The sequence below is a fragment of the Flavobacterium sp. XGLA_31 genome (assembly GCF_051547105.1).
Lineage (GTDB): Bacteria > Bacteroidota > Bacteroidia > Flavobacteriales > Flavobacteriaceae > Flavobacterium.
The window spans coordinates 821,525-843,330 of sequence record NZ_JBPTTM010000001.1 but is presented as its reverse complement, the minus strand read 5'-3'; the positions used below and the strand labels follow the sequence as shown (position 1 = coordinate 843,330).

The window sequence follows — 21,806 nt, the reverse complement described above, 5'->3', positions numbered from 1 at the left end:
CGGGACAAATATAGTGATTTTTTTATAAATCAAAAATTCATTGTCGAATCAAAAAAAAATAATACCTTTATTGTGTTAAAATTACAACCCAAAATTTACAATTTATATTATGAAAAAAATCTTAGTCCCAACAGACTTCTCAGAGCATGCAGGATATGCATTAAAAGTTGCCGCACAAATCGCTAGAAAAAACGGCGGAGAAATTTTCCTTCTTCACATGTTAGAATTGCCTCACCAAGGGAGTGATGCCGTTGGTTCGGGACACGATTTGCCGGAGATTATGCTTTTTAAAAATGCCGCTATCAACAAACTCGAAGATTTAATGGACGATGAAAGTCTGGCAGGCATCAAGGTTTCCGAAATCATCCAATTCGAATTAGCCTTTGACGGAATTATGAATATCAGCAAGAAAAACAATGTTGATTTGATTGTAATGGGTTCTCACGGTGCCAGCGGATTCAAAGAAATGTTTATCGGTTCCAATGCCGAAAAAGTAGTTCGTAACTCTGACATCCCTGTATTAATTATCAAGAAAGAAGCCGGTAATTTTGAAGTAAACAAATTTGTATTTGCTTCTGACTTCTCCGATGAAATCAAAAAACCTTTTGCGAAAGTGGTTGAATTCGCCAACAAGTTTGACGCTGAGTTGCACTTGGTGATGATTAACACTCCAAGCAGTTTCAAGCCTACTCACATTGCACAAGACATCATGAAAAATTTCATTTCCGGTTTTACCGTAAACAAATATTCTACTCATATATATAATGATGTGAATGTGGAAAGCGGGGTGTTGAATTTCACCAACGCTATCGATGCTGATTTAGTAGGTATGTGTACGCACGGCCGAAAAGGATTGGCCCACTTCTTTAACGGAAGCGTAAGTGAAGATTTAGTCAATCACGCCGTACGACCGGTGGTTACTTTTAAAATCTAAGAAAACCATACATAAATAAAAAGCCTCTCCGGTGGAGAGGCTTTTTCATATCTGTTCTTTTGCACAGGAACTGAAACAAAAAATCCCGCTGATGCGGGATCGTTTGTTGGTCTACTAGGACTCGAACCTAGAAAGACGGCACCAAAAACCGTAGTGTTACCATTACACCATAGACCAATTTGTATGCCAAACATTATGCTTAGCTGCATTCACTCAACTCGCGTTTTTGCTGAATGCGAGTGCAAATTTAGAACAAATTTTATTTTACACAAACAATTCCCTGAAAAAATTAAAAATCTACCCTAATTATTTCTTTTTTTCGTCATAATAAACTTGTATTTAATTCGTTATCTATTTGAGAAAATTTTGTTAATACGCCTATAATCGCGTTAAAAAAAATAGTTTCTTTGTAACATCAAAATAAAAACCTTTCATTTCATACTTCTATGATGAATTTCAACTTTAATAAATGGAACACCATTGTCGGATGGACCGCCTTTACCATTGCCTTACTGACTTTTTCGCTGACCGTTGAACCTTCTATGAGTTTTTGGGATTGCGGCGAATACATTCCGACTGCGGCAAAACTGGAAGTAGGACACCCGCCGGGCGCTCCGTTGTTTCAGATCTTGGGTGCTTTCTTTTCGCTTTTTGCCTTTGGCAATGACAAATTAATTGCCCTGATGGTCAACATGATGTCGGTGATTTCCAGCGCCTTTACTATTCTATTCATGTTCTGGTCTTCTTCCATTTTGTTGAAAAAAATCGTTTCCTCCTATACCGAATTTGATAAAAACAAAGCCATTGTCGTTTTGGGAAGCTCCTTTGTAGGGTCTTTAGCCCTGACGTTCTCTGACAGCTTCTGGTTCAATGCTGTGGAAGCCGAGGTATATGCCATGGCGTCCCTCTTCATTGCCTTACTGTTTTGGTTGGGCTTGCGATGGGAACAAGACATGCACACCCCAAGAGGCAACCGCTGGTTGTTATTGATTTCTTTAATAGTAGGGCTTTCGTTTGGTGTACACTTTATGGCCTTATTGGCGATTCCGGCGATAGGGTTCCTGTATTTCTTCAAAAATTACAAAACCGTAACGGTTAAAAATTTCATTTTGGCCAACATCATCATCGTAGCGGTGTTGTTGTTTATTTTCAAACTATTGTTGCCTTACACCCTGGCCTTCTTCGGAAAAATGGAAATCTTTATGGTTAACAGCATCGGGCTTCCGTTCAACTCGGGAACCATCTTTGCCGCCTTACTGATTGTAGCGTTTTTCTATTTCGGATTGAAATATACCCGCGAAAAAGGACATCCGTTTTACAACACGGTGCTTCTTTGTATTCTTTTTGTACTAATCGGATTCTCCACCTGGATGATGTTGCCGATTCGTGCCAATGCCAACGTAGTCATTAACGAAAACAAACCGTCTGATGCCGCCGAGGTTTTGGCGTATTACAACCGTGAGCAATACGGGGTCAACCCCTTGTTCTACGGTCCGCAGTACACCGATACTTTTGCCGGATTAGACAAAGACACCCCGTATTTAGACAAGGCGCCCAATTACGAACGCGATTACAAATCGGGGAAATATGTGATAGTCAACAATTACAAAAACGCCGAGCAAAATACCGATGACAATCAAAAAGCCATCTTGCCGCGTCTTTGGAGTACCGACCATATCGAAAACTACATTCAGTTTACCGGCGTGCCTAAATTCAAACTCAACGAGGACTACCCTTATGAAGAAGACTTAGCGCAGTACGGAGTAAACATAGACAGTCTCAGTGAAGAGCAGGTGGCGCAGGCCGTTGGCCAGTTGAAAGAAGAGGTGCAAAAAAACATCAACGATTTCAAGACAGGATATGCCCAAAAGAAATTTGACAACGAAGATTATGTTTCCTTTTTGAAAAAATTCGGCGACTATATTGTGGTTGAAAAACCTTCTACCTGGGACAACTTAAGCTTTATGGTCGAATACCAATTTGGCTACATGTATGGCCGTTATTTGTTGTGGAATTTTGTCGGAAGACAAAACGACGTTCAGGGGAAATACGACAACCTGGACGGCAACTGGATCAGCGGCATCAAATTCATTGACGACATTCACCTCGGCAAGGGCACTCAGGAAAACCTTCCGGACGATGTCAAAGCCAACAAAGGACGCAACGTATATTACTTCCTGCCATTTATCATCGGTCTGATTGGATTGATGTACCACGCGCAAAGGGATTTAAAAAGTTTCTACGTATTATTGGTATTGTTCCTGTTCACCGGTTTGGCGCTCAAAATTTACCTCAACGAAAGACCATTTGAACCCCGCGAAAGAGATTATGCCTTAGTGGGCTCGTTCTATGTGTTTGCGCTTTGGATCGGCTTCGGCGTGTATGCCCTTTACGAAATCATCACCGATTATGTGAAGTCCAAACTCGTAGGACCAATAGTAATCGGGGCTTGTTTATTGGCTGCACCGGTTTTAATGGCGTCTCAAAACTGGGATGACCACAGCAGAGCCAATCGTTATACGGCGATTGCCATGGCGAAAAACTATCTCGAATCGTGTGACCCTAATGCCATCCTGTTTACCATTGGCGATAATGATACGTTCCCACTTTGGTACGCTCAGGAAATTGAAGGCATCCGAACCGATGTTAAAATAGTCAACACCAGTCTCTTCATGACCGACTGGTATATTGATCAGATGAAATTCAAAACCTATAAATCAGACGGATTGCCGATATCCTTTAAACACAGCGAATACGTTGGGGACAACTTAGACTACGTAGCACACGTACCTAAAACCGATGCCCGTTGGGATTTGAAAGACCTTATCAAATTCATCAAACTACCGAAGTCGACCATCGAAATGCAAAACGGACAAACCATCCATTTTTATCCGACCAATAAAATCCGAATTCCGATTGACAAGGAGACCGTGATTAAAAATAATGTCGTTGACAAAAAATACCGGGATTCTATAGTACCGTTTATCGATTTAGATATCAAAGGCAGCGCGATGTACAAAAACCGTCTGATGATGTTGGATGTTTTAGCCAACAACAACTGGAAGCGCCCTATCTATTTCACCGGAGGAAGCTTTGGAGACGACGATTACCTGTGGATGAAAGACTACCTGCAATTGGACGGATTGGTATACAAACTGGTACCGATCAGAACGCCGATTGACAAAGAAAACCCATACGATATGGGGCAGATTGACAGCAACAAAATGTTTGACCTGGTGACCAAATGGGATTGGGGGAACGGCGATTTGACCACTATTTACCACGATCCGGAAACCCGTAAAAACAGCATCTCTTACCGCACCAATATGGCGCGATTGATGGAACAACTCATCAATGAAGGACAGAAAGAGAAAGCCAAAAAAACAATTGATTTGGCCCTGACCAAAATGCCAATGGACTATTACGGGTATTACACCATGGTAGAGCCGTTTGCCGGAGGGTATTACGAAATTGGCGAAAAAGCCAAAGCCCGTGAGTTGTTGGAGCGTTTGATGACCAAATACAAACAAAGCCTGTTGTATTTTTCTCAAATCCAGCCGTCCATCCAAAACGGAATTGCCACCGACATCATTACCGATATCGAACGCTACAGAAGTTTACTCATCCTGATGAAAGACCGAGGCGATATGGAGTTCTACAACAAGAACAAACCGATTTTCAACTCGTACAATCAACGATTGGCGCGTTTCGGCAGGGATATGGAATAAATACATTTGAAAATTTGAAAATGTGTCAATTTGCTTCGCCAGTTCGCTAAGCTCGGGTGAAAATTCTTATTGACACATTTTTTTTATATTTAACCTATGAGTTTCTGGGTGAAAACAAATCGGTGGGTCAAAGCTATTTTTCCCAATTATGTTTGGGACATTCCCAATGAGGAGCGTCAGGTGTTCCTTACTTTTGACGACGGCCCTACGCCCGAAATTACGGAATGGGTTTTAGACCAGTTACAGCAATACAACGCCAAAGCCACCTTCTTCTGCATTGGCAACAATATGGAAAAGCATCCTGAGATTTTCAAAAAAACTATTGAAGCCGGTCATGCGGTTGGCAACCATACCTTCCACCATCTGAAAGGCTGGAAAACGGCTAAGGCAACCTATATTGAGGATGTTGCCCGGTGCGATTCGCAGTTTACCCAACACTTGTTGCCTGCTGTAAAACTGTTTCGTCCGCCCTACGGCAAAATAAAACCTTCACAATCGAGGTTTTTGCGCCGAATGGGGTATCACATCATCATGTGGGACATCATCAGCATGGATTTTGACCAAACCATCACTCCTGAAAAATGCCTGGAGAATGTGCTTAAAAATGTAACTCCCGGCAGTATTGTGGTGTTTCATGACAGTGTCAAGGCCGAGCGCAACCTGCGGTATGCCTTGCCGAAAACCCTGGCCTTTTTAAAAGAAAAAGGATTTGTTTGCGAAAAAATGGAATAAGCTGTCCTAACTCTAAAGGCAATTAAACCAATAATTGTCACTCTGAGCCTGTCGAAGTACCCATTATCAGAGTCGCAGATGGCTGTAGTGTGTTTAATCCTTACTCTCTTTTCGCATTTCCTTTTCAAACACCTGTTGTTGTCCTTGCAGGCGTTTAAGGTCTATTTGCAGTAAGCGCACTTCCCGGGTATACTTTCTATAGTTGATAATGGCTGCGGCTGTTGCAGTGGGGATTATTTGTGGCTCTAATGCTTTTTTTATTTGGGCCGGTGCGTTTAAAAAGTGCATCAGTTCTACAGCTTTGGCGTATCGCTCCAGTTTTTGCTGTGCTTTGGCTATTTTTCGGGTGATGACCTGCTGCTGGTAATCATTTTCTTTTAGTTGTTTCTGCAGCAGCGCTTCTATTTCGGTATCCACTTTATCCGTATCGGGCAGGTTTTTAAGAGCCTTACCTTCGGGCGAAAGCATATAAATCAGCATTTCGTTATATATTGCCTTGGCCGTTGAAGGCAAATTACGCTGACCTGCTTCAAACATGGCTAATTGGGTTCTTTTCACTTTTAACAACACAGCCAACTCATCCTGAGTAAGCCCTAAGTAGTCTCGGTCGGATTCCTTTCTTCTCATAATTTCGCATTCTAAATGTTATACTATTGCTTTGTGATAAAACTTTTTGTGACAAATTATTTTATCACACTACTTAACATCACGCTTTGTTTTTCATACAAAAATGCTGCCAGAGTTTTTTACGGCCCGAGAACCCAAGCGATAAAAACGAAATAAAAAACAGAAACGGATTAGGGAAAAAGAAGTATATTTGACTGTAATGCGCTACAAAACGGCACCAATACTTTTCAAAAAACTTTCAAAAACAATCATCATTCTGACATGAAAATAAAAACATTTTGGACAACAATTATTAAAATTCTAGGTCTATTGCTAATTTTTGAATTCCTGGAAATAGGAACTCAATTACTTACTTCTCTAACATATATTTTTGTTCCAAACATGGAAAAAGATTTATTGTTCCCCAGCATTTTATCAACTGTTTGCATACTCATACTATATTTAGGAGTAATTTCATTGTTTCTGTTCAAGTCTTCATTGATTGTAAATAAACTAAAACTCGATAGAGATTCTGAAACAGAAGTAATTAAAATTGACTTTAAGGTTTCAACAATTATTACAATAGCGGTAATTATAATTGGCGGGGTAATTTTCATTAATGGCCTTTCTCTTTTGGGCAAAAGTTTGTATGATTATTTTCAACAGAAAAAACTACTCAATTATAATCCTAATGTTGGCTGGATAATCTTTAATTCGATAAAAGCTTTATTAGGTTATTTATTAATGACCAACAGCAAACCTGTAGCTAACTATATCAGCAAACAAAGTGAAATCGATTAGAAACGGCTTATGCGGCGATTTCACGCAACATTAATTTAAACTCAGAAAATGAACAATCAATCAAAACTCGCCAATCGGTTTCGGGAAGTAATTTTAAACGGTACTTGGATTGCAAATACCAATTTCAAAAACGAATTGCAGGATATGGATTGGACAACAGCAACTGAAAAAGTTCAAAATCTCAATACTATAGCCGTCCTGGCGCAACACATTCATTATTATGTCAAAGGAGTAAAAAATGTATTTCTGGGAGGAAATTTAGAGATTAACGATCGGTTTAGTTTTGACTTTCCTGAAATGAACTCAGCAGCAGATTGGAAAATATTCCTCGATACCTTTTGGAAGGATGCAGAAGAATTTGCTGCATTAGTCGAAAAGATGCCGGAAAAACAATTAAGTGAAAATTTCGTTGAAGAAAAATACGGGACCTATTTAAGAAATATTGACGCGATGATTGAACACAGTTATTACCACTTAGGCCAAATCGTAATCCTAAAAAAGATGCTGAAAAATCAATCTTAAAAGCACTATTGTCAAAACCCGTTAGTCGTTTCACCCAAAAAACAAAAGGCGAGCCATATAAATGGTTCGCCTTTTTCTATAGCGTTACTTTACGATTAGAATTGTTCCTGTACCAGATTGATAATGGTATTGGCATCCAGTTCCCCGGATTGTCTCCATACCATTTGTCCTTCTTTGTAAATCATCAGGGTCGGCAATCCTTTGATGCGAAGCGCATCGGCCAATTCCTGATTTTTATCTACATCAATTTTGATCACTTTTGCTCTGTCTCCCAGCGCTGCCGCTACATCTCTGATAACCGGATGCATAGACACTGAAGATTCATTCCACTCTGTGTAAAAATCAATTAACACAGGCACTTGAGCATTGATTAATTCTCCAAATTTTGACATAAAACCAAACTCTTTTTAGTTCTTTTTTATACTTCTCAAGAAATAGTAAAGCACAAATGTAGCATTTTTAACTAATTATGCTACAATATTCCCTTTTTTTAGTTCGAAAACCGTAATTTCAGGCCAAATCCCTACGCGACCCGGATAGGCATGGAAGCCAAAACCGCGGTTGACATACACGTAACGACCGAATTCCTGATACAATCCCGCCCATTGTTTGTACACGTATTGCACCGGACTCCACTTGATCACGCCCGGAATTTCAATACCAAACTGGAATCCGTGGGTGTGGCCCGACAGCGTAAACTGGAAATGTTTTGGGTGGTGCTTCACTTCGTATTCCCAATGGCTCGGGTCGTGACTCATCAGGATTTTAAAATCTTTTTCAGTCAACCCTTCCGACGCTTTGTGAATGTCGCCGGCCTGTTTGAAATTGTGTCCCCAGTTTTCTACGCCCACTAAGGCAATTTCGGCATCGCCTTTTTTGATTTTGATGTGTTCATTCAGCAACAGTTGAAAACCGATTTGTCCGTACAACTCTTTTATCGCTTGGAAATTTTCATCTTTGGCTTTTTGGGAGGGCCACGTCACATATTCGCCGTAATCGTGATTGCCCAGCACGGAGAATTTGCCGTACGGGTGGTCTTCGATGCGGTTAAAGGTTTCTATCCAGGGATGCATTTCTTTGGCGTGCGTATTGACGATATCACCGGTAAACAAAATCATATCGGTCTTTTGTTCGTTGACCAAATCGATGGCGTAATTTATCTTGTCCGGGTTGTCAAAGCTCCCGCTGTGTACATCTGAGATTTGTGTAATGGTAAACCCGTCAAAAGCATCGGGCAAATCGGGGAAGAACAGGGTTTGACGAATCACTTTGTAATTGTATTTCCCTTTGGTCATGCCATACACCAGTCCCATAAACGGAATGGAAGCCAGCCCCAACGCAATTTGACTCACAAACTTTCGCCTTTCGGGCAAAAATTGGCCGCTGTCATTATCTCCCATAAAATGCGTAATGCTCCCGGAAAACACGCGGAAAACATCTTCTAAAAGCATAAAAAAGGAAAGAATCAATTTGGGAATTAAAACCAGCAAGAGCAACCCTAAGGTCACCATGGTCATTTGCGTTTGACCCACACTTCGGTCAAATTTGGTGAATTGATAGGCGATGAAAAGAATGATGGCTAAGGACACCAACTGGTAGGCAACCAATATCCATTTGATTTTGGTAATCGTTTTGAATGCCTGAAAAGAATAGAATTCAATAATAGCCACAACTACTATTACAATCAGCCAGCGAAGTATCATTGTTTTTTGTGCAAATTAACAAAGAAAGTCCATGTCATTTTTTGTTTTTAGATTATTTTAACGTTAGTCCAAACAAAAAAACCGGCAAATTTCTTTACCGGTCTTTCAACAATAACATTTTGCTTGACTCTCTTTTTTACAAAAGATTTTTGTTTGTTATTTTTTAGCAGGTGCAGCCGGTTTAGCAGCTTCAGCAGCAGGTGCAGGAGTTGCTTTTTTCTCCATTTTAGCTTTTTTGTCTGCTTTTTTAGTTGCTTTTACTTCTTTGGCAGGAGCTGCTTTAGCATCTTTAGCCGGAGCTGTTTGAGCGTTTACCATAACAGTAGTTCCTAATACTAGAGCGGCTAACATAAATACTTTTTTCATGATGTTTAAATTTTAAATTGTTTAATTGATTAATTACATCACAAACGTACCACTGTTAAATGAAGATAAAATGAAGATTGGGAGCTATCGGAAATTTTAACTTTTTATTGGGGTTTTCGGTTTTGGAAACACAAATTCAAAAGCACTGCCTTTATGGATTTCCGAGACGGCTCTGATTTCTATCTGATGGAAATCCGCTATGCTTTTTACAATCGCCAGCCCCAGCCCTTGTCCTTCTTTAGTTACATTGAGTCGGGTGAAGCGGTGGAAGATATGTTCCAATTGGGTTTCATCCATACCGCAGCCGTTGTCTTGTATGGTAATGGTATAGTGTCCGTTTTTTCGAGCATCGGTAACCGCAATCCGTCCGTTGGCCGGCGTAAACTTTATGGCATTTACAATAACATTGTAAAACATAATATGAATCAAAGTAGTATTGCCCCGAAAACGATGGTTTTCATTTAAGTCAATACTGAAATGCAATTCCTTTTCCTCCATCCGATCCTGCAATTCCTCCTGTATTGTTGCAAACAACGACCGACAGTGAATGTCTTCATCGGTCATGTATTGGTTGTTTTCTATTCGGGAAATGAGCAACAGGTTGTTGATGATTTTTTTGAGCAGGTCCAAAGTCCGCAGCGAACTCACGACCTTGTTTACGGCTTCTTCATCCAGCGATTCGTTTTGAATCAAATTCTCAAAGCGATTTTTCAATAGGGAAATCGGCGATAATAACTCGTGCGACACATTGGCGATAAATTGCTTCTCAATCAAAAACAAATCCTGAATGCGCGTCATCATTTGGTTCAATACCTCATCCAGTTCCTGAAAATCGGTCGAACTCGATTGTATGGGGGTGTAATTGAATTTGTCGGGTTCGTTGACATGGCGGATTTTTTGATTGATAATCCGATGAAACGGCTGGAATAAATATTCAATAAAAAAGGCATCCACCAAGAAACTGAACACAATCACTATACTCAACACGATGAGAATAAAAACCCGAATGACAAACGTCAACTCCTTGATTTCACTGAGGCTGCTCCCGATTTCGAGTTTGTAGTTCGTGTTCTCATACACAAAGTCATAATACAACACCCGGTAATCGCTTCGCTCGCCTTCAATGATGCGGGGTTCATTTTTAACCACCGTATGGGCTTTTCCCTGCTTCTCTTTGGATTGGTACAGCTGCAAGAACTCATTGTGCAAGGTAGAGAAACTGGCAAAGGTTTCGGTAGAATCGTTTCGGGTTAAAAAGTCATTGATCTCGCGTTTGTCCAGATGCTCGATGAATTTTTCCTTTTTTTCCAAAAGCGTTTTGTCGATGCGCTTGTACACCACTTTTTCGATAAGAATAGGCAACGACAACCATATCGCCAGTATGATTAAAAAGCGTGTCAGGGCGTTAAAGATGGTAAGTTGGTGCTTGATTCTCATATTACATATTGATGCGATAGCCTACGTTTCTGACGGTTTCAAACCAGTCAATCTTGGCATACTTTTCCAATTTTTTTCTCAGGTTGCGCACGTGCACATCGATAAAATTAGAATCCGAGTTGAGTTCCAAAATATCGCCCCAGATGTGTTCCGTCAATTGCAGACGGGTAATCACCCGGTTCTTGTTCAAAACCAGGTATTGAAAAATATCAAATTCTTTTTTGGTCAGATTAATCATTTCACCTTCAAAAGTTACCCGGTAATCCTGCAACTGAATTTTGAAACTGTGAATCTCTATTTCATTAGTGGTCAACCCGTGTGTTCTGCGGATCACGGCAAACAAGCGGGCACCCAATTCGGTTAAAGCAAAAGGTTTGGTCAAATAATCATCGGCTCCGAGTTGCAATCCGTCAATCTTATCGTTGAGCTCCCCCCGGGCCGTGATGACAATCACCGCGGTTTTGGCGTGTTTTTTCCGAATGTGTTTCAACACTTCGAAACCATCGCCGTCGGGCAAACCCAAATCGAGCAACATCACATCGTATTCGTTGACGCTGATTTCTTCCAAAGCCTGCTTCTGACTGGAAACCCATTTGCACAAATAACCCGTTTTAGACAAAAAATCAACCATTTCGTTGGCCAACTCCTGATAATCTTCGACTACTAAAACATTCATAATGGTGTGTAAAGCTTTTAGGTAAATATAATCAAAAAGCCGATAAATCCCTTTATCGGCTCTTCGCAATTAACACTCTAAAAAAACCAATTAAACTACGCACTGTTTAATTGTGGTCAAATGTAGAAGGCAAAAATGAAGATGAGATGAAGAAGTTCAAAACGATAACCAAACCAAATATTTTTTTTCAAAAACAATCCCTCATTCAAAGCTCACCTTCATTCAAATTTATTTTTGTGTTCCGGCGGCCGGTTGGGCAGCGGCTGCAGCAGTGGTTGCTTTTTTAGCTTTTCTGTTTTTTTTGTGTTTTCTCACCACGGTAGTTTTTACTTCTTTAGTGGTGGTTCTTGCAGGTATGGTATTGGCATTTACCATCACGCTGGCTCCCAAAAGGAGGGCGGCTAACATTACATTTGTTTTCATGATTTCTAAATTTTTGAATTAATAATTTATTTTTAGTGAAGTAAAATTACAGCTGTCAGATGAAGAAAAAATGAAGAAACGGCCGTTGTAAAAAGTTTAACTTTCCTTTAGCATTATACCCAAAAATAAACCGCAAATCGCTATTTTTACACTCTTATAAAATTGGTTTCATGTCACAAAAACGACTTTTTCTTCTGGATGCTTACGCTTTGATTTTTCGTGGGTATTATGCTTTTATCAAAAACCCGAGAATTAATTCGAAGGGAATGGATACTTCAGCCATCATGGGTTTCATGAACTCGCTGATGGATGTTATCAAACGCGAAAAACCCGACCATTTGGCCGTAGCCTTTGACAAAGGCGGCAGCGATTACCGTTACGAAATGTATCAGGAATACAAAGCCCATCGCGATGAAACCCCGGAGGCCATCAAAATTGCTGTTCCTTATATACAGGAATTATTGAAAGCCATGCACATTCCCATTATGGAAAAAGCCGGTTTTGAAGCCGATGATTTGATTGGCACGCTGGCCAAGCAGGCCGAAAAAGAAGGCTATCAGGTGTTTATGGTGACGCCCGATAAAGATTTTGCCCAATTGGTTTCCGAAAATATTTTCATGTACAAACCCGCCCGAATGGGGAATGATATTGAGATTTGGGGGATTCCGGAAGTATTGGAAAAATTTGAAATCGAAAACCCGCTACAGGTAATTGATTTCTTAGGCATGATGGGCGATTCTGCCGATAACATTCCCGGGTTTCCGGGTGTGGGAGAAGTAACCGCCAAAAAACTACTGAAAGAATTCGGCACCATGGAAAACCTTTTGGAAAACACAGATAAACTGAAAGGCGCGCTGAAAGACAAAATAGAAAAGAACAAAGAACTGGGCATACTGTCCAAAAAACTGGCCACCATCCTGCTGGATTGTCCCGTTACTTTTGACGCTACCGACTTCGAACTGTCCAAACCCGATGTAGAGAAAACGGATGCTTTATTCCAGGAATTGGAATTTCGCCAAATGAAAGCGCAGTTTGACAAACTCTTCGGCACCGGAAAAGAATACGATGAGATTGAATCCACCGGAACGGAAAGCGATACGGCCGCTCCGGCGAAGAAAATACCGGCGAAGAAAAGCCATCAGGATCAATTTGATTTATTTGGATTCTCCTATGAAGAAAGCGACGAGCCCAAACCCCATTCCTATTATGCCACTTTAGAAAACACCCCACACAATTATATGATTGTTCAGGGCGACTTAGGCGTAAAACTGTTTTTGCAAAACCTGATGAGTCAAACTGTGGTTTGCTTTGATACCGAAACCACCGGAATTGATACCCTTCACGCCGAATTGGTGGGTATGTCCTTCGCTTTTGAAAAAGGAAAAGCCTTCTACGTTCCGTTTCCGGAAAATCAGGAGGAAGCCCAAGCCCTGGCGGACAAATTCAAACCTTTTTTCGAAAGTGAAACGATTGAAAAAGTGGGGCAAAACATCAAATACGATTTAAAAATCCTTTCAAGCTACGGCATACAAGTCAAAGGCCGATTGTTTGACACCATGATTGCGCATTACCTGATTAATCCGGACATGCGTCACAATATGGATGTATTGAGTGAAACCTATTTGAAATATTCGCCAAAATCCATCGAAACTTTAATTGGCAAAAAAGGCAAAAACCAACTATCCATGCGCGATGTCCCTTTGGAAGACATCAAAGAATATGCTGCCGAAGATGCCGACATCACCATGCAGTTGAAAGAAGTTTTCAGTCCGATTTTAGACAAAGCCGAAACCAAAAAACTTTTTGAGGAAATTGAAATTCCGCTAATCCCGGTGTTGGCCGCTATGGAAACCGAAGGCATCCGACTGGATGTGGATTTCCTGAAAACTATGTCGGCTGACATGCAAAAAGAAATTAAAGAGTTTGAACAAAAAATATACGAAACCGCCGGTTCAACATTCAATTTGGCTTCTCCGAAACAATTGGGAGAGATATTATTTGACAAACTGAAAATAGGCGGAGCCAAACAAAAGAAAACCAAGACCGGACAATATGCTACCGGCGAAGAAGTATTGAGCTATTTGGCAAACGAACACCAAATCGTCAAAGACATATTGGATTGGCGTCAAATGGTAAAGCTGCAAAGCACTTATATTGAAGCATTGCCGAATCAAGTGGACAAAAAAACGCAGCGGGTACATACCGATTATATGCAAACCGTGGCCGCTACCGGACGTTTGAGTTCCAATAATCCGAATTTGCAAAACATTCCGATTCGTACGGAGCGCGGTCGCCAAATCAGAAAAGCATTTATTGCCCGCGATGACAATTACACTTTGGTTTCTGCCGATTATTCACAAATCGAACTTCGAATCATAGCGGCTTTGAGCGGCGAAGAAAACATGATTAAAGCGTTCCAAAACCATGAAGATATTCACCGCAGTACCGCTGCCAAGGTATTTAATGTTCCGCTGGAAGAGGTAACCAAAGAGCAGCGAAGCAATGCCAAAACGGTGAACTTCGGAATTATTTACGGTGTTTCGGCTTTTGGTTTGAGCAATCAAACGTCATTGTCCCGTTCGGAAAGTGCCGCTTTGATTGATGCGTATTACAAAACGTATCCGAAACTCAAATCCTATATGAGCGATCAGGTGGATTTTGCCCGCCACCATGGCTATGTGCAAACGGTTTTGGGAAGACGTCGTTATTTAAAGGACATCAATTCCGCCAACGCAGTGGTGCGAAGCGGAGCGGAGCGAAATGCAGTCAATGCCCCGATTCAGGGAAGCGCTGCCGACATCATCAAAATTGCGATGATTAACATCCACAAAAAACTGACTGCAGAAAACTGGCGCTCCAAGATGCTGTTGCAGGTGCATGATGAGCTCGTTTTTGACGTGCACAACTCGGAACTGGAAACCATCCGACCGATGATTAAACACGAGATGGAAAATGCGTTCCGGCTTGCTGTACCGCTGGAAGTAGAGCTGGGAGCAGGCAAAAATTGGCTCGAAGCCCATTAAAAAATAAAAAAGGCAACCTGTTATGGTTGCCTTTTTTGTTCGTTTTTTATTGATTATGGTTATTCTACAATGACTTTTTTCCAGACTTTTTGAGCTTCGTTTTGCAATTCAAGCAAATACACTCCGGTGGATAATCCTTCAACATTGATTTTTGAAGCATTGGTATCATCGGCTTTAATTGTTTTCACAAAATTGCCGGTTAGTGTGTAAACCGATACTTGTTCCAATGTCGTTTTGGTTTGGATTACAAAATTCCCTTTTGACGGATTAGGGGATATCGAAGCGCTTTGTAATGTTCTGTCTTCAACCCCAAGTGTGGTGAAGGGAACACTGGTGTTTACAATTCTGTTGTTGGAACCGTGATACGCCAAACTGAATGAAGCACTGTTTCCATGGGCCACAGCTATACCAATCGTATCGGCAAAGTAATCAAAATCAAAATCTGCCGCATCCGGAGAGTTGAAAGCCCGGGTCGCGACTACTGTTCTGACTCCCGAGGCCACCGTATTGGATGTAACCGTCCAATTATTCTGTGCATCCGCTGAAGGAGCTATTCCAATTCCGTTGTGAGTCGCATCAACCAATGTGGTTCCGTTGTAGTAAACCACATCTGCTCCTGCTTCCATTCCACCTGAAAAAATACCAAACTGACAAGCCATCCATCTGTCTGAAGGCCCTGACAACGTCAAGGTGGCGGTCTGCGTATCATTATTTAACAGCATGGTGGCACTCGCTCCGGTAACCGAAACGACATTTGTAATTTTAGACTGGGCCATTCCCAAAAAGGGCAACAACAGTAATAATGTAATTTTTTTCATGTGCGTTATTTTAATAAGTTAATAATCTCTTCGTTTCCTGAAAAAACAGCGTATTCAAAAGCCGTCTTCCCTTTACTGTCCAATGGTGATTTGTTGGCCTTTTTTTGAAGCAACAACATCACTACTTCTTTGTTTTTAAACATTACGGCATACATTAAAGCGGTAGTTCCGTTGGCATCCGTAAGATTAACATTGGCATTTTTTTCCAATAAATAGCGGGTTATTTCATTGTTTCCTTTTACAATGGCGGCCATCAGCGGTGTCCCCATGCTGCTGTTTTGATTAATATCGCAACCGGTTTCAATCAAATATTTAGCAACATCATTATTGCCGCGGTAACACGCCAGCGTTAAAGGAGAAAATCCCTCTTTATTTACGGTTTTAAAAGCATTGGGGTTGGTTTTGACAACCTCTTTTGCCTGTGCTGTGGTTCCTTTTCGGGCAATATCAAAAACATCAACTGTTTCCTGACCGAAGGCCGTATGCAACAACAAAAACAAAAGAGTGGTAAGTACTGTTTTCTTCATAGCAACTGTTTTGTTGAATCAAAAATAATTCAAATTTCGATGCGGCACTTAAAAAACAAGGTAAACATTTGGTAAACATCTTACTTTTAACATTACCATCTTGCTGTATTACAGTCTTTTGGTAGAATCCCGCTGACGCAGTTCGGTTTTTACGGTAGTGGTGGTAAAGACATAGTTTTCTTCCGTACTTTCCAATTTATCAATCAACAATTGGGCGGCCACCTCTCCTATTTCGGGACCGTGTTGACTTACTGTTGACAAGCTTGGGGTCATGCGGCGTGACCAAACCCCATCGGCAAAACCGATAATCGATAAGTCTTTCGGGATTTTATATCCGTTTTGAATCCCCAGCTTCATCGCGGTGACGGAGGCGTGTTCGTCTAATGCAAAAACACCGTCGGGTTTATTTTTGATAAAAAAGCCGCCGATTCTGGAATTGAACTCTTCGTTGGTATTCGTAAGAATCACCAAATTTTCATCTACTTGAAGACCGTTGGCTTCCATGGCTTTGTAAAAACCTTGGGCTCTTAATTTTCCCACACTGAGATTATCAATGGCGGAGAGCAGGGCTATTTTTTTGCAGCCCGTTTTGATCAAATGTTCGGTAGCATGCACGGCCGAGTCCAAATCATCCACAATAACTTTGTCGCAATTCACTTCATCTACTATACGGTCAAACATTACTATAGGAGTTCCTTCGTTCAGAATTGAAGTGAAGTGATCAAACTTTTTGAGTTTTTGTGATTCTTCGGCTATAGAAACAATGAAACCGTCAATGGTTCCGTTGCTGAGCATTTCCATGACGTTGATTTCTTTTTCCAAAGATTCATTGGAGATGCAGGTAATCACCTTATATCCTTTTTCGTCGGCTACTTTTTCGATTCCGCTGAAGACTTTGGCAAAGAATGAATTCAGGATGTTCGGAATGATAACGCCGATGGTTTTGGTTCGGCGGTTTTTCAGATTCAATCCAATGACATTCGGCTTGTAGTTTTTCAACTTCGCATATTCCTGTACGCGTTGCTTGGTGGGTTCACTGATTTCGGGACTTCCGTTCAAGGCTTTGGAAACGGTAGAAACCGATACGCCCAGTTCTTTGGCAATTTGTTTTAAGGTAGCTTTCGATTTCATTTTCTCATGGTTAAAGTGTAAAAATAGTAAAATTTGTGCTGTTAAAGTCCAAACCGAAATCAAAGTTAGCGGTAAAAGAACCGTCATCCAAGTACTTTTGGTTCCGAAATAACATTCTTTTTGCACTGTTAAGGCCGTTCATTCAAAGGATTTTAGGTAAATCATTGGGCTTTAGCAAAATATTTAAAAAAGGGTGTTTGCATTTATAATAAATAATTGTACTTTTGCACTCCCTTTATTGGGAATGGAATGTTTAATTAAAATAAATTATTGTGAACACATTAAGCTACAAGACAGTTTCAGTGAACAAGGCCAATGCAGACAAGCAGTGGATTGTTGTAGATGCTGAAGGTCATAACTTAGGTCGTTTAGCTTCAAAAGTGGCGATGCTTTTGAGAGGTAAATACAAACCAAGTTATACACCGCACGTTGATTGTGGAGATAACGTAATTGTTATCAACGCAGAAAAAATCAACCTAACTGGTAACAAGTTGGATGACAAAACGTACATCAGACACACAGGTTACCCAGGAGGACAAAGAAGCTTGACTGCTAAAGTAATGCAACAAAAAAACCCTGCATTATTGGTAGAAAAAGCTGTAAAAGGAATGTTACCTAAAAACAAATTAGGTGCTGAACTATTCCGCAATTTAAATGTAAATGTTGGTTCTGAGCACAAACACGCGGCTCAACAACCAAAAACCGTAAACCTTAACGACTTAAAGTAATGGGAGTTATTCACAAAATCGGTAGAAGAAAATGTGCTGTGGCACGTGTGTACGTTACTGAAGGTACAGGAAAAATCACTGTAAACAAAAGAGAATTCAACAACTACTTCCCAACAGCTACTTTACAGTACAAAGTATTACAGCCAATGGCGATGACCAACAACGCTGAGAACTTTGACGTAAAAGTAAATGTATACGGCGGTGGTTCAACAGGCCAAGCAGAAGCTGTGAGAATGGCGATTGCAAGAGCTATGTGTGAAGTAGGGGATGACAACAGAAGCATCCTAAAACCAGAAGGATTACTAACCAGAGATCCAAGAATGGTAGAACGTAAAAAATTCGGTCAGAAAAAAGCGCGTAAGAGATTCCAGTTCTCTAAACGTTAATCGAATATTCGTTCATTTAATATTGAAATTAAAAACAAAGTTGTCGATATTCTTTTTGATGAAAAAGGAATTAGTTTAGCATCTAAATTTTCAAGACTAACGCAAGTGACTACTTGGAAATTGCTATAACACGGAACGTAAACTATTACACAATGGCAAACAAAATTGAAGTAAAAGATTTATTAGAAGCAGGTGTTCACTTCGGACACATGACTCGTAAATGGGACCCAAATATGGCTCCTTACATTTATATGGAGCGTAATGGTATTCATATCATTAACCTATATAAAACAGCTGCTAAAATTGAAGAAGCTAACGAAGCTTTGAAAAAAATTGCAGCATCAGGTAGAAAAATACTTTTCGTAGCTACCAAAAAACAAGCAAAAGATATCGTATCTGAAAAAGCACAAGCGTGTAACATGCCTTACATCACTGAAAGATGGCCAGGTGGTATGTTGACGAACTTCGTTACTATCCGTAAAGCCGTTAAAAAAATGGCTGCTATTGATAAAATGAAGAAAGACGGTACTTTCATGACTTTGTCTAAAAAAGAAAGACTACAAGTAGATCGTCTACGTGCTAAATTAGAAAAGAACTTAGGTTCTATCGCGGATATGTCTAGATTACCTGCTGCATTATTTGTAGTAGATATCAAAGCTGAACACATCGCAATAAAAGAAGCACAAAAATTAAACATTCCAGTTTTCGCAATGGTTGATACTAACTCTGATCCACGTGAAGTAGATTACGTTATCCCGGCCAATGATGATGCTTCAAAATCAATTGATAAAATTTTATCTTTAGTAACTGACGCGGTAAAAGACGGATTAGCTAACAGAACTTCTGACGCTGCTCCTGAAACTGACGCTGAAGAAACTGTAGAAGTAGTTGCTGCTGTTGAAGCTGCTCCTGCTGTTGAAGCTACAGAAACTAAATCTGAAGAATAAAACAAAAAATAATTACGAATTATGAATTGAGAATTACGGATTATTTGACTCGTAATTTGAAATTTGTAATTCGTAATTTACTTTTAAAAGAGATTTTTAATTAAAAAAAATAAAATATTATGTCAACAATCACAATCACTGCTGCAGACGTAAACAAATTAAGACAACTTACAGGTGCCGGAATGATGGACTGTAAAAAAGCTTTAGTTGAAGCGGAAGGCGATTTCGATAAAGCGATACAAAACCTTAGAGAAAAAGGACAAAAAGTAGCTGCTAACCGTTCTGACCGTGAGTCTTCTGAAGGAGCTGCTGTTTCTTTCATTAATGCTGACAACACTAAAGGAGCTATCATCACTTTGAACTGCGAAACTGACTTCGTAGGTAAAAATGAAGCTTTCGTAGCTTTAGCCAAAGCTTTAGTTGAAAAAGCAATCAATTTCTCTTCAAAAGAAGAATTTTTAGCTTCTGATTTCAACGGAATCACTGTGGCTGAGAAACTAATCGAGCAAACCGGTGTTATCGGTGAGAAAATCGAAATCGGTGGTTTTGAAATCTTAGAAGGCGCATTCGTTGGATCTTACGTTCACGTAAACAAAATTGCGGCTTTAACGGCTATTTCTGCAAAAATTGACAACGCTGAGACGCTAACGAAAGACATCTCTATGCAGGTGGCTTCTATGGGAGCTGATACTTTATCTTATAAAGATTTTGATCCTGCTTTCGTTGCTTCTGAATTGGCTGCCCGTATTGCCGTAATCGAAAAAGAAAATGAAGAAGCGAAACGTTTAGGAAAAACGTTGAAAAACGTTCCTAAATACATCTCTTACTCTCAATTAACTCCTGAAGTGATCAAACAAGCTGAAGAAGATGCTAAAGCAGAATTGAAAGCGGAAGGTAAACCAGAGCAAATTTGGGACAAAATTCTTCCTGGAAAAGTAGCTCGTTTTATTTCTGATAACACTACGTTAGACCAAGAGAAAGCCTTATTGGATCAAAACTTCATCAAAGATGACAGTAAAAAAGTAGGTGATTATGTTAAAGGTTTCAACGTTGAAATCACTGGTTTCAAAAGAGTAACTTTAGGATAATTCATGAATTAAAATTATTAATTCACCATACAAAACCCCGGTTCTTTATTGAATCGGGGTTTTTTGTTTACAATAGTTTCCTCTTATTGCTGCCGCTTCCCAAAAAAAGACAGGCTACACTACCGCAACCTGCCTTACATTCTTTAAAACAAGGCACATTACTGCCGTAACCTGCCTATATTGTTTTTAAACAACACCCGTTGCTGTCGCCACCTACCCCTAATTTTTTAAAACAGTACAGGGTACTGCCGCCACTTGCGGGTAGTATTTTTTAAACAGCCCTAAATGCAGCAGGAGTCTGTTTTAACTTGATTTAAAGCCACTTAAAAAATATAAAATCATCACAAAATAAAATAGCCGCCAAAAACTGGCATGCATATTGTATGAAGATATTTACTTATTTGTAGTGAATAAGACTGGTAAATAATCAATTTAAAATGATGTAATCATGGAAAATCCTATCACCACCCCAAATGGAAAAGGAAAATCAAACAGCACCAACACCATTCCTGCTGCTGATATTGATTTTGGTAAAGTAGCTGTTGATGTAGCTGCAAAATGGACCACTACACCAAGCATTAGTCTGGTATGGACTACCGCTTCGGCATTCTCGACTCAGGTTTCAGAGTATAACATTGCCCTTTCAAAAAGAAATCAATCGGGTGGAAACCGTCCTCAGATTACCAATAAATTAAAAACGCTGGATGCTACCATCGATGAATCTTTGGCCTATGTAAAAGGATACCTTTTAGATAAGTACAAAAAAGAATCGGCCCCAAGCTACTATCCTGCTTTTGGTATAGAGCATAAAAAAAATAAATATGTTTTCCCCATAGACCGAAACAAGCGTTCGGCTGCCTTACAACAAATGATAGATGCCTTAGTGACCCATGGATTGCAGGACAAAGACTATGGTGAAGCATTTTGGACCGACATAAAGACCCAGTACGACAATTTATTAAACGAAGCCGTTACCGCAGACGGCGAGGTCTCAAACCATGTAAGCAATAAAAACATGCTCAAAACAGCACTGACCAAGACCATGAATGCTTTAATACAAAGCATCAAATCAAACTACCCCAACACCTATAAAGCCGAGCTCCGTGCCTGGGGCTTCCAAAAGGAGAAATACTAACCCTACTGTTTGTAACTTAAACCCCCGATTCGTAATGAATCGGGTTTTTTTATGAGGATGCCGTCGTACCTACTGACTAAAAGAAAGGTACGAGC

Annotated in this window: 21 protein-coding genes and 1 tRNA gene; 11 read left to right on the top strand and 11 right to left on the bottom strand. The window is 40.2% G+C overall.

All coding sequences use genetic code 11. The annotated features are described in order from the left end of the window. Positions 1-109 precede the first annotated feature (109 nt). Entirely contained in the window at positions 110-934 is an 825-nt protein-coding gene (locus ACSVH6_RS03725) for a universal stress protein (RefSeq protein ID WP_438075664.1), read from the top strand. A 106-nt stretch (positions 935-1,040) separates the two neighbouring features. On the opposite strand, the gene ACSVH6_RS03720 is transcribed toward ACSVH6_RS03725, so the two are convergent. Further along, positions 1,041-1,111: transfer RNA gene (locus ACSVH6_RS03720), tRNA-Gln, on the bottom strand. Between the two features lie 269 nt (positions 1,112-1,380). On the opposite strand from ACSVH6_RS03720, the gene ACSVH6_RS03715 reads away from it, so the two are divergent. Both ACSVH6_RS03715 and ACSVH6_RS03710 read left to right on the top strand, forming a co-directional pair. Continuing rightward, the gene (locus tag ACSVH6_RS03715; protein WP_438075662.1) at positions 1,381-4,662 is read left to right on the top strand and encodes a protein O-mannosyl-transferase family; all 3,282 of its coding nucleotides are present in this window, start codon (positions 1,381-1,383) and stop codon (positions 4,660-4,662) included. Positions 4,663-4,758: 96 nt separating this feature from the next. Beyond that, a complete protein-coding gene (locus tag ACSVH6_RS03710) occupies positions 4,759-5,394 on the top strand; it encodes a polysaccharide deacetylase family protein (protein ID WP_438075660.1) in 636 nt (211 codons plus the stop codon). Positions 5,395-5,487: 93 nt separating this feature from the next. Here ACSVH6_RS03710 and ACSVH6_RS03705 read toward each other — a convergent pair whose 3' ends face one another. After that, positions 5,488-6,021 carry a hypothetical protein gene (locus tag ACSVH6_RS03705; RefSeq protein WP_438075658.1) on the bottom strand — a complete coding sequence of 178 codons (534 nt, stop codon included), beginning with the start codon at positions 6,019-6,021 and terminating at the stop codon, positions 5,488-5,490. A gap of 261 nt (positions 6,022-6,282) precedes the next feature. Between ACSVH6_RS03705 and ACSVH6_RS03700 the strand changes: the two genes are divergently transcribed. Then, the gene (locus tag ACSVH6_RS03700; RefSeq protein WP_438075656.1) at positions 6,283-6,801 is read left to right on the top strand and encodes a hypothetical protein; all 519 of its coding nucleotides are present in this window, start codon (positions 6,283-6,285) and stop codon (positions 6,799-6,801) included. Positions 6,802-6,849: 48 nt separating this feature from the next. Next, positions 6,850-7,323, top strand: a complete 474-nt coding sequence (locus ACSVH6_RS03695; RefSeq protein WP_438075654.1) for a DUF1572 family protein — start codon at positions 6,850-6,852, stop codon at positions 7,321-7,323. 95 nt (positions 7,324-7,418) lie between these two features. Here the strand turns inward: ACSVH6_RS03695 and ACSVH6_RS03690 are convergent, their stop codons facing one another. The 6 genes from ACSVH6_RS03690 to ACSVH6_RS03665 all read right to left on the bottom strand — a co-directional run bounded on the left by ACSVH6_RS03690 (position 7,419) and on the right by ACSVH6_RS03665 (position 11,928). After that, entirely contained in the window at positions 7,419-7,715 is a 297-nt protein-coding gene (locus tag ACSVH6_RS03690) for a thioredoxin family protein (protein WP_438075652.1), read from the bottom strand. Between the two features lie 75 nt (positions 7,716-7,790). Continuing rightward, positions 7,791-9,026, bottom strand: a complete 1,236-nt coding sequence (locus ACSVH6_RS03685) for a metallophosphoesterase (RefSeq protein WP_438075650.1) — start codon at positions 9,024-9,026, stop codon at positions 7,791-7,793. Between the two features lie 156 nt (positions 9,027-9,182). Beyond that, on the bottom strand, positions 9,183-9,392 hold the full coding sequence (locus ACSVH6_RS03680; RefSeq protein ID WP_438075648.1) for a hypothetical protein: 210 nt from the start codon (positions 9,390-9,392) through the stop codon (positions 9,183-9,185). Positions 9,393-9,488: 96 nt separating this feature from the next. Further along, positions 9,489-10,829, bottom strand: a complete 1,341-nt coding sequence (locus ACSVH6_RS03675; RefSeq protein WP_438075646.1) for a sensor histidine kinase — start codon at positions 10,827-10,829, stop codon at positions 9,489-9,491. Between the two features lies 1 nt (position 10,830). Continuing rightward, the gene (locus ACSVH6_RS03670) at positions 10,831-11,505 is read right to left on the bottom strand and encodes a response regulator transcription factor (RefSeq protein ID WP_438075644.1); all 675 of its coding nucleotides are present in this window, start codon (positions 11,503-11,505) and stop codon (positions 10,831-10,833) included. A 228-nt stretch (positions 11,506-11,733) separates the two neighbouring features. Then, positions 11,734-11,928, bottom strand: coding sequence for a hypothetical protein (locus ACSVH6_RS03665; protein ID WP_438075642.1), 195 nt, complete (start codon positions 11,926-11,928; stop codon positions 11,734-11,736). A 170-nt stretch (positions 11,929-12,098) separates the two neighbouring features. On the opposite strand from ACSVH6_RS03665, the gene polA reads away from it, so the two are divergent. After that, complete coding sequence (polA, locus tag ACSVH6_RS03660) at positions 12,099-14,951, top strand: DNA polymerase I (RefSeq protein WP_438075640.1); 2,853 nt, start codon at positions 12,099-12,101, stop codon at positions 14,949-14,951. Positions 14,952-15,010: 59 nt separating this feature from the next. Here the strand turns inward: polA and ACSVH6_RS03655 are convergent, their stop codons facing one another. The 3 genes from ACSVH6_RS03655 to ACSVH6_RS03645 form a co-directional block, all read right to left on the bottom strand. Beyond that, positions 15,011-15,769 (bottom strand): T9SS type A sorting domain-containing protein, encoded by a 759-nt coding sequence (locus ACSVH6_RS03655; RefSeq protein WP_438075638.1) that lies wholly within the window; start codon positions 15,767-15,769, stop codon positions 15,011-15,013. Between the two features lie 5 nt (positions 15,770-15,774). Then, the gene (locus ACSVH6_RS03650) at positions 15,775-16,296 is read right to left on the bottom strand and encodes an ankyrin repeat domain-containing protein (RefSeq protein ID WP_438075637.1); all 522 of its coding nucleotides are present in this window, start codon (positions 16,294-16,296) and stop codon (positions 15,775-15,777) included. Positions 16,297-16,404: 108 nt separating this feature from the next. Further along, a complete protein-coding gene (locus ACSVH6_RS03645; protein WP_438075635.1) occupies positions 16,405-17,427 on the bottom strand; it encodes a LacI family DNA-binding transcriptional regulator in 1,023 nt (340 codons plus the stop codon). A 272-nt stretch (positions 17,428-17,699) separates the two neighbouring features. Here ACSVH6_RS03645 and rplM point away from each other — a divergent pair, with 272 nt between their 5' ends. The 5 genes from rplM (at position 17,700) to ACSVH6_RS03620 (ending at position 21,711) form a co-directional block, all read left to right on the top strand. Beyond that, positions 17,700-18,155 carry a 50S ribosomal protein L13 gene (rplM, locus tag ACSVH6_RS03640; protein WP_438075633.1) on the top strand — a complete coding sequence of 152 codons (456 nt, stop codon included), beginning with the start codon at positions 17,700-17,702 and terminating at the stop codon, positions 18,153-18,155. Beyond that, positions 18,155-18,541, top strand: coding sequence for a 30S ribosomal protein S9 (gene rpsI, locus ACSVH6_RS03635; protein WP_438075631.1), 387 nt, complete (start codon positions 18,155-18,157; stop codon positions 18,539-18,541). The genes rplM and rpsI overlap by 1 nt, the downstream gene beginning before the upstream one ends. 152 nt (positions 18,542-18,693) lie before the next feature. Continuing rightward, a complete protein-coding gene (rpsB, locus tag ACSVH6_RS03630) occupies positions 18,694-19,488 on the top strand; it encodes a 30S ribosomal protein S2 (RefSeq protein WP_438075630.1) in 795 nt (264 codons plus the stop codon). Positions 19,489-19,607: 119 nt separating this feature from the next. Further along, positions 19,608-20,576, top strand: coding sequence for a translation elongation factor Ts (tsf, locus tag ACSVH6_RS03625; RefSeq protein WP_438075628.1), 969 nt, complete (start codon positions 19,608-19,610; stop codon positions 20,574-20,576). Between the two features lie 448 nt (positions 20,577-21,024). Beyond that, positions 21,025-21,711, top strand: coding sequence for a hypothetical protein (locus ACSVH6_RS03620; RefSeq protein ID WP_438075626.1), 687 nt, complete (start codon positions 21,025-21,027; stop codon positions 21,709-21,711). Positions 21,712-21,806: the final 95 nt, after the last annotated feature.

Excerpts from the sequence above, each read along its gene's own strand:
- ACSVH6_RS03725 (WP_438075664.1), top strand. The coding sequence starts at position 110 with ATGAAAAAAATCTTAGTCCCAACAGACTTCTCAGAGCATGCAGGATAT.
- ACSVH6_RS03715 (WP_438075662.1), top strand. The coding sequence starts at position 1,381 with ATGATGAATTTCAACTTTAATAAATGGAACACCATTGTCGGATGGACC.
- ACSVH6_RS03710 (WP_438075660.1), top strand. The coding sequence starts at position 4,759 with ATGAGTTTCTGGGTGAAAACAAATCGGTGGGTCAAAGCTATTTTTCCC.
- ACSVH6_RS03705 (WP_438075658.1), bottom strand. The coding sequence starts at position 6,021 with ATGAGAAGAAAGGAATCCGACCGAGACTACTTAGGGCTTACTCAGGAT.
- ACSVH6_RS03700 (WP_438075656.1), top strand. The coding sequence starts at position 6,283 with ATGAAAATAAAAACATTTTGGACAACAATTATTAAAATTCTAGGTCTA.
- ACSVH6_RS03695 (WP_438075654.1), top strand. The coding sequence starts at position 6,850 with ATGAACAATCAATCAAAACTCGCCAATCGGTTTCGGGAAGTAATTTTA.
- ACSVH6_RS03690 (WP_438075652.1), bottom strand. The coding sequence starts at position 7,715 with ATGTCAAAATTTGGAGAATTAATCAATGCTCAAGTGCCTGTGTTAATT.
- ACSVH6_RS03685 (WP_438075650.1), bottom strand. The coding sequence starts at position 9,026 with ATGATACTTCGCTGGCTGATTGTAATAGTAGTTGTGGCTATTATTGAA.
- ACSVH6_RS03680 (WP_438075648.1), bottom strand. The coding sequence starts at position 9,392 with ATGAAAAAAGTATTTATGTTAGCCGCTCTAGTATTAGGAACTACTGTT.
- ACSVH6_RS03675 (WP_438075646.1), bottom strand. The coding sequence starts at position 10,829 with ATGAGAATCAAGCACCAACTTACCATCTTTAACGCCCTGACACGCTTT.
- ACSVH6_RS03670 (WP_438075644.1), bottom strand. The coding sequence starts at position 11,505 with ATGAATGTTTTAGTAGTCGAAGATTATCAGGAGTTGGCCAACGAAATG.
- ACSVH6_RS03665 (WP_438075642.1), bottom strand. The coding sequence starts at position 11,928 with ATGAAAACAAATGTAATGTTAGCCGCCCTCCTTTTGGGAGCCAGCGTG.
- polA (WP_438075640.1), top strand. The coding sequence starts at position 12,099 with ATGTCACAAAAACGACTTTTTCTTCTGGATGCTTACGCTTTGATTTTT.
- ACSVH6_RS03655 (WP_438075638.1), bottom strand. The coding sequence starts at position 15,769 with ATGAAAAAAATTACATTATTACTGTTGTTGCCCTTTTTGGGAATGGCC.
- ACSVH6_RS03650 (WP_438075637.1), bottom strand. The coding sequence starts at position 16,296 with ATGAAGAAAACAGTACTTACCACTCTTTTGTTTTTGTTGTTGCATACG.
- ACSVH6_RS03645 (WP_438075635.1), bottom strand. The coding sequence starts at position 17,427 with ATGAAATCGAAAGCTACCTTAAAACAAATTGCCAAAGAACTGGGCGTA.
- rpsI (WP_438075631.1), top strand. The coding sequence starts at position 18,155 with ATGGGAGTTATTCACAAAATCGGTAGAAGAAAATGTGCTGTGGCACGT.
- rpsB (WP_438075630.1), top strand. The coding sequence starts at position 18,694 with ATGGCAAACAAAATTGAAGTAAAAGATTTATTAGAAGCAGGTGTTCAC.
- tsf (WP_438075628.1), top strand. The coding sequence starts at position 19,608 with ATGTCAACAATCACAATCACTGCTGCAGACGTAAACAAATTAAGACAA.
- ACSVH6_RS03620 (WP_438075626.1), top strand. The coding sequence starts at position 21,025 with ATGGAAAATCCTATCACCACCCCAAATGGAAAAGGAAAATCAAACAGC.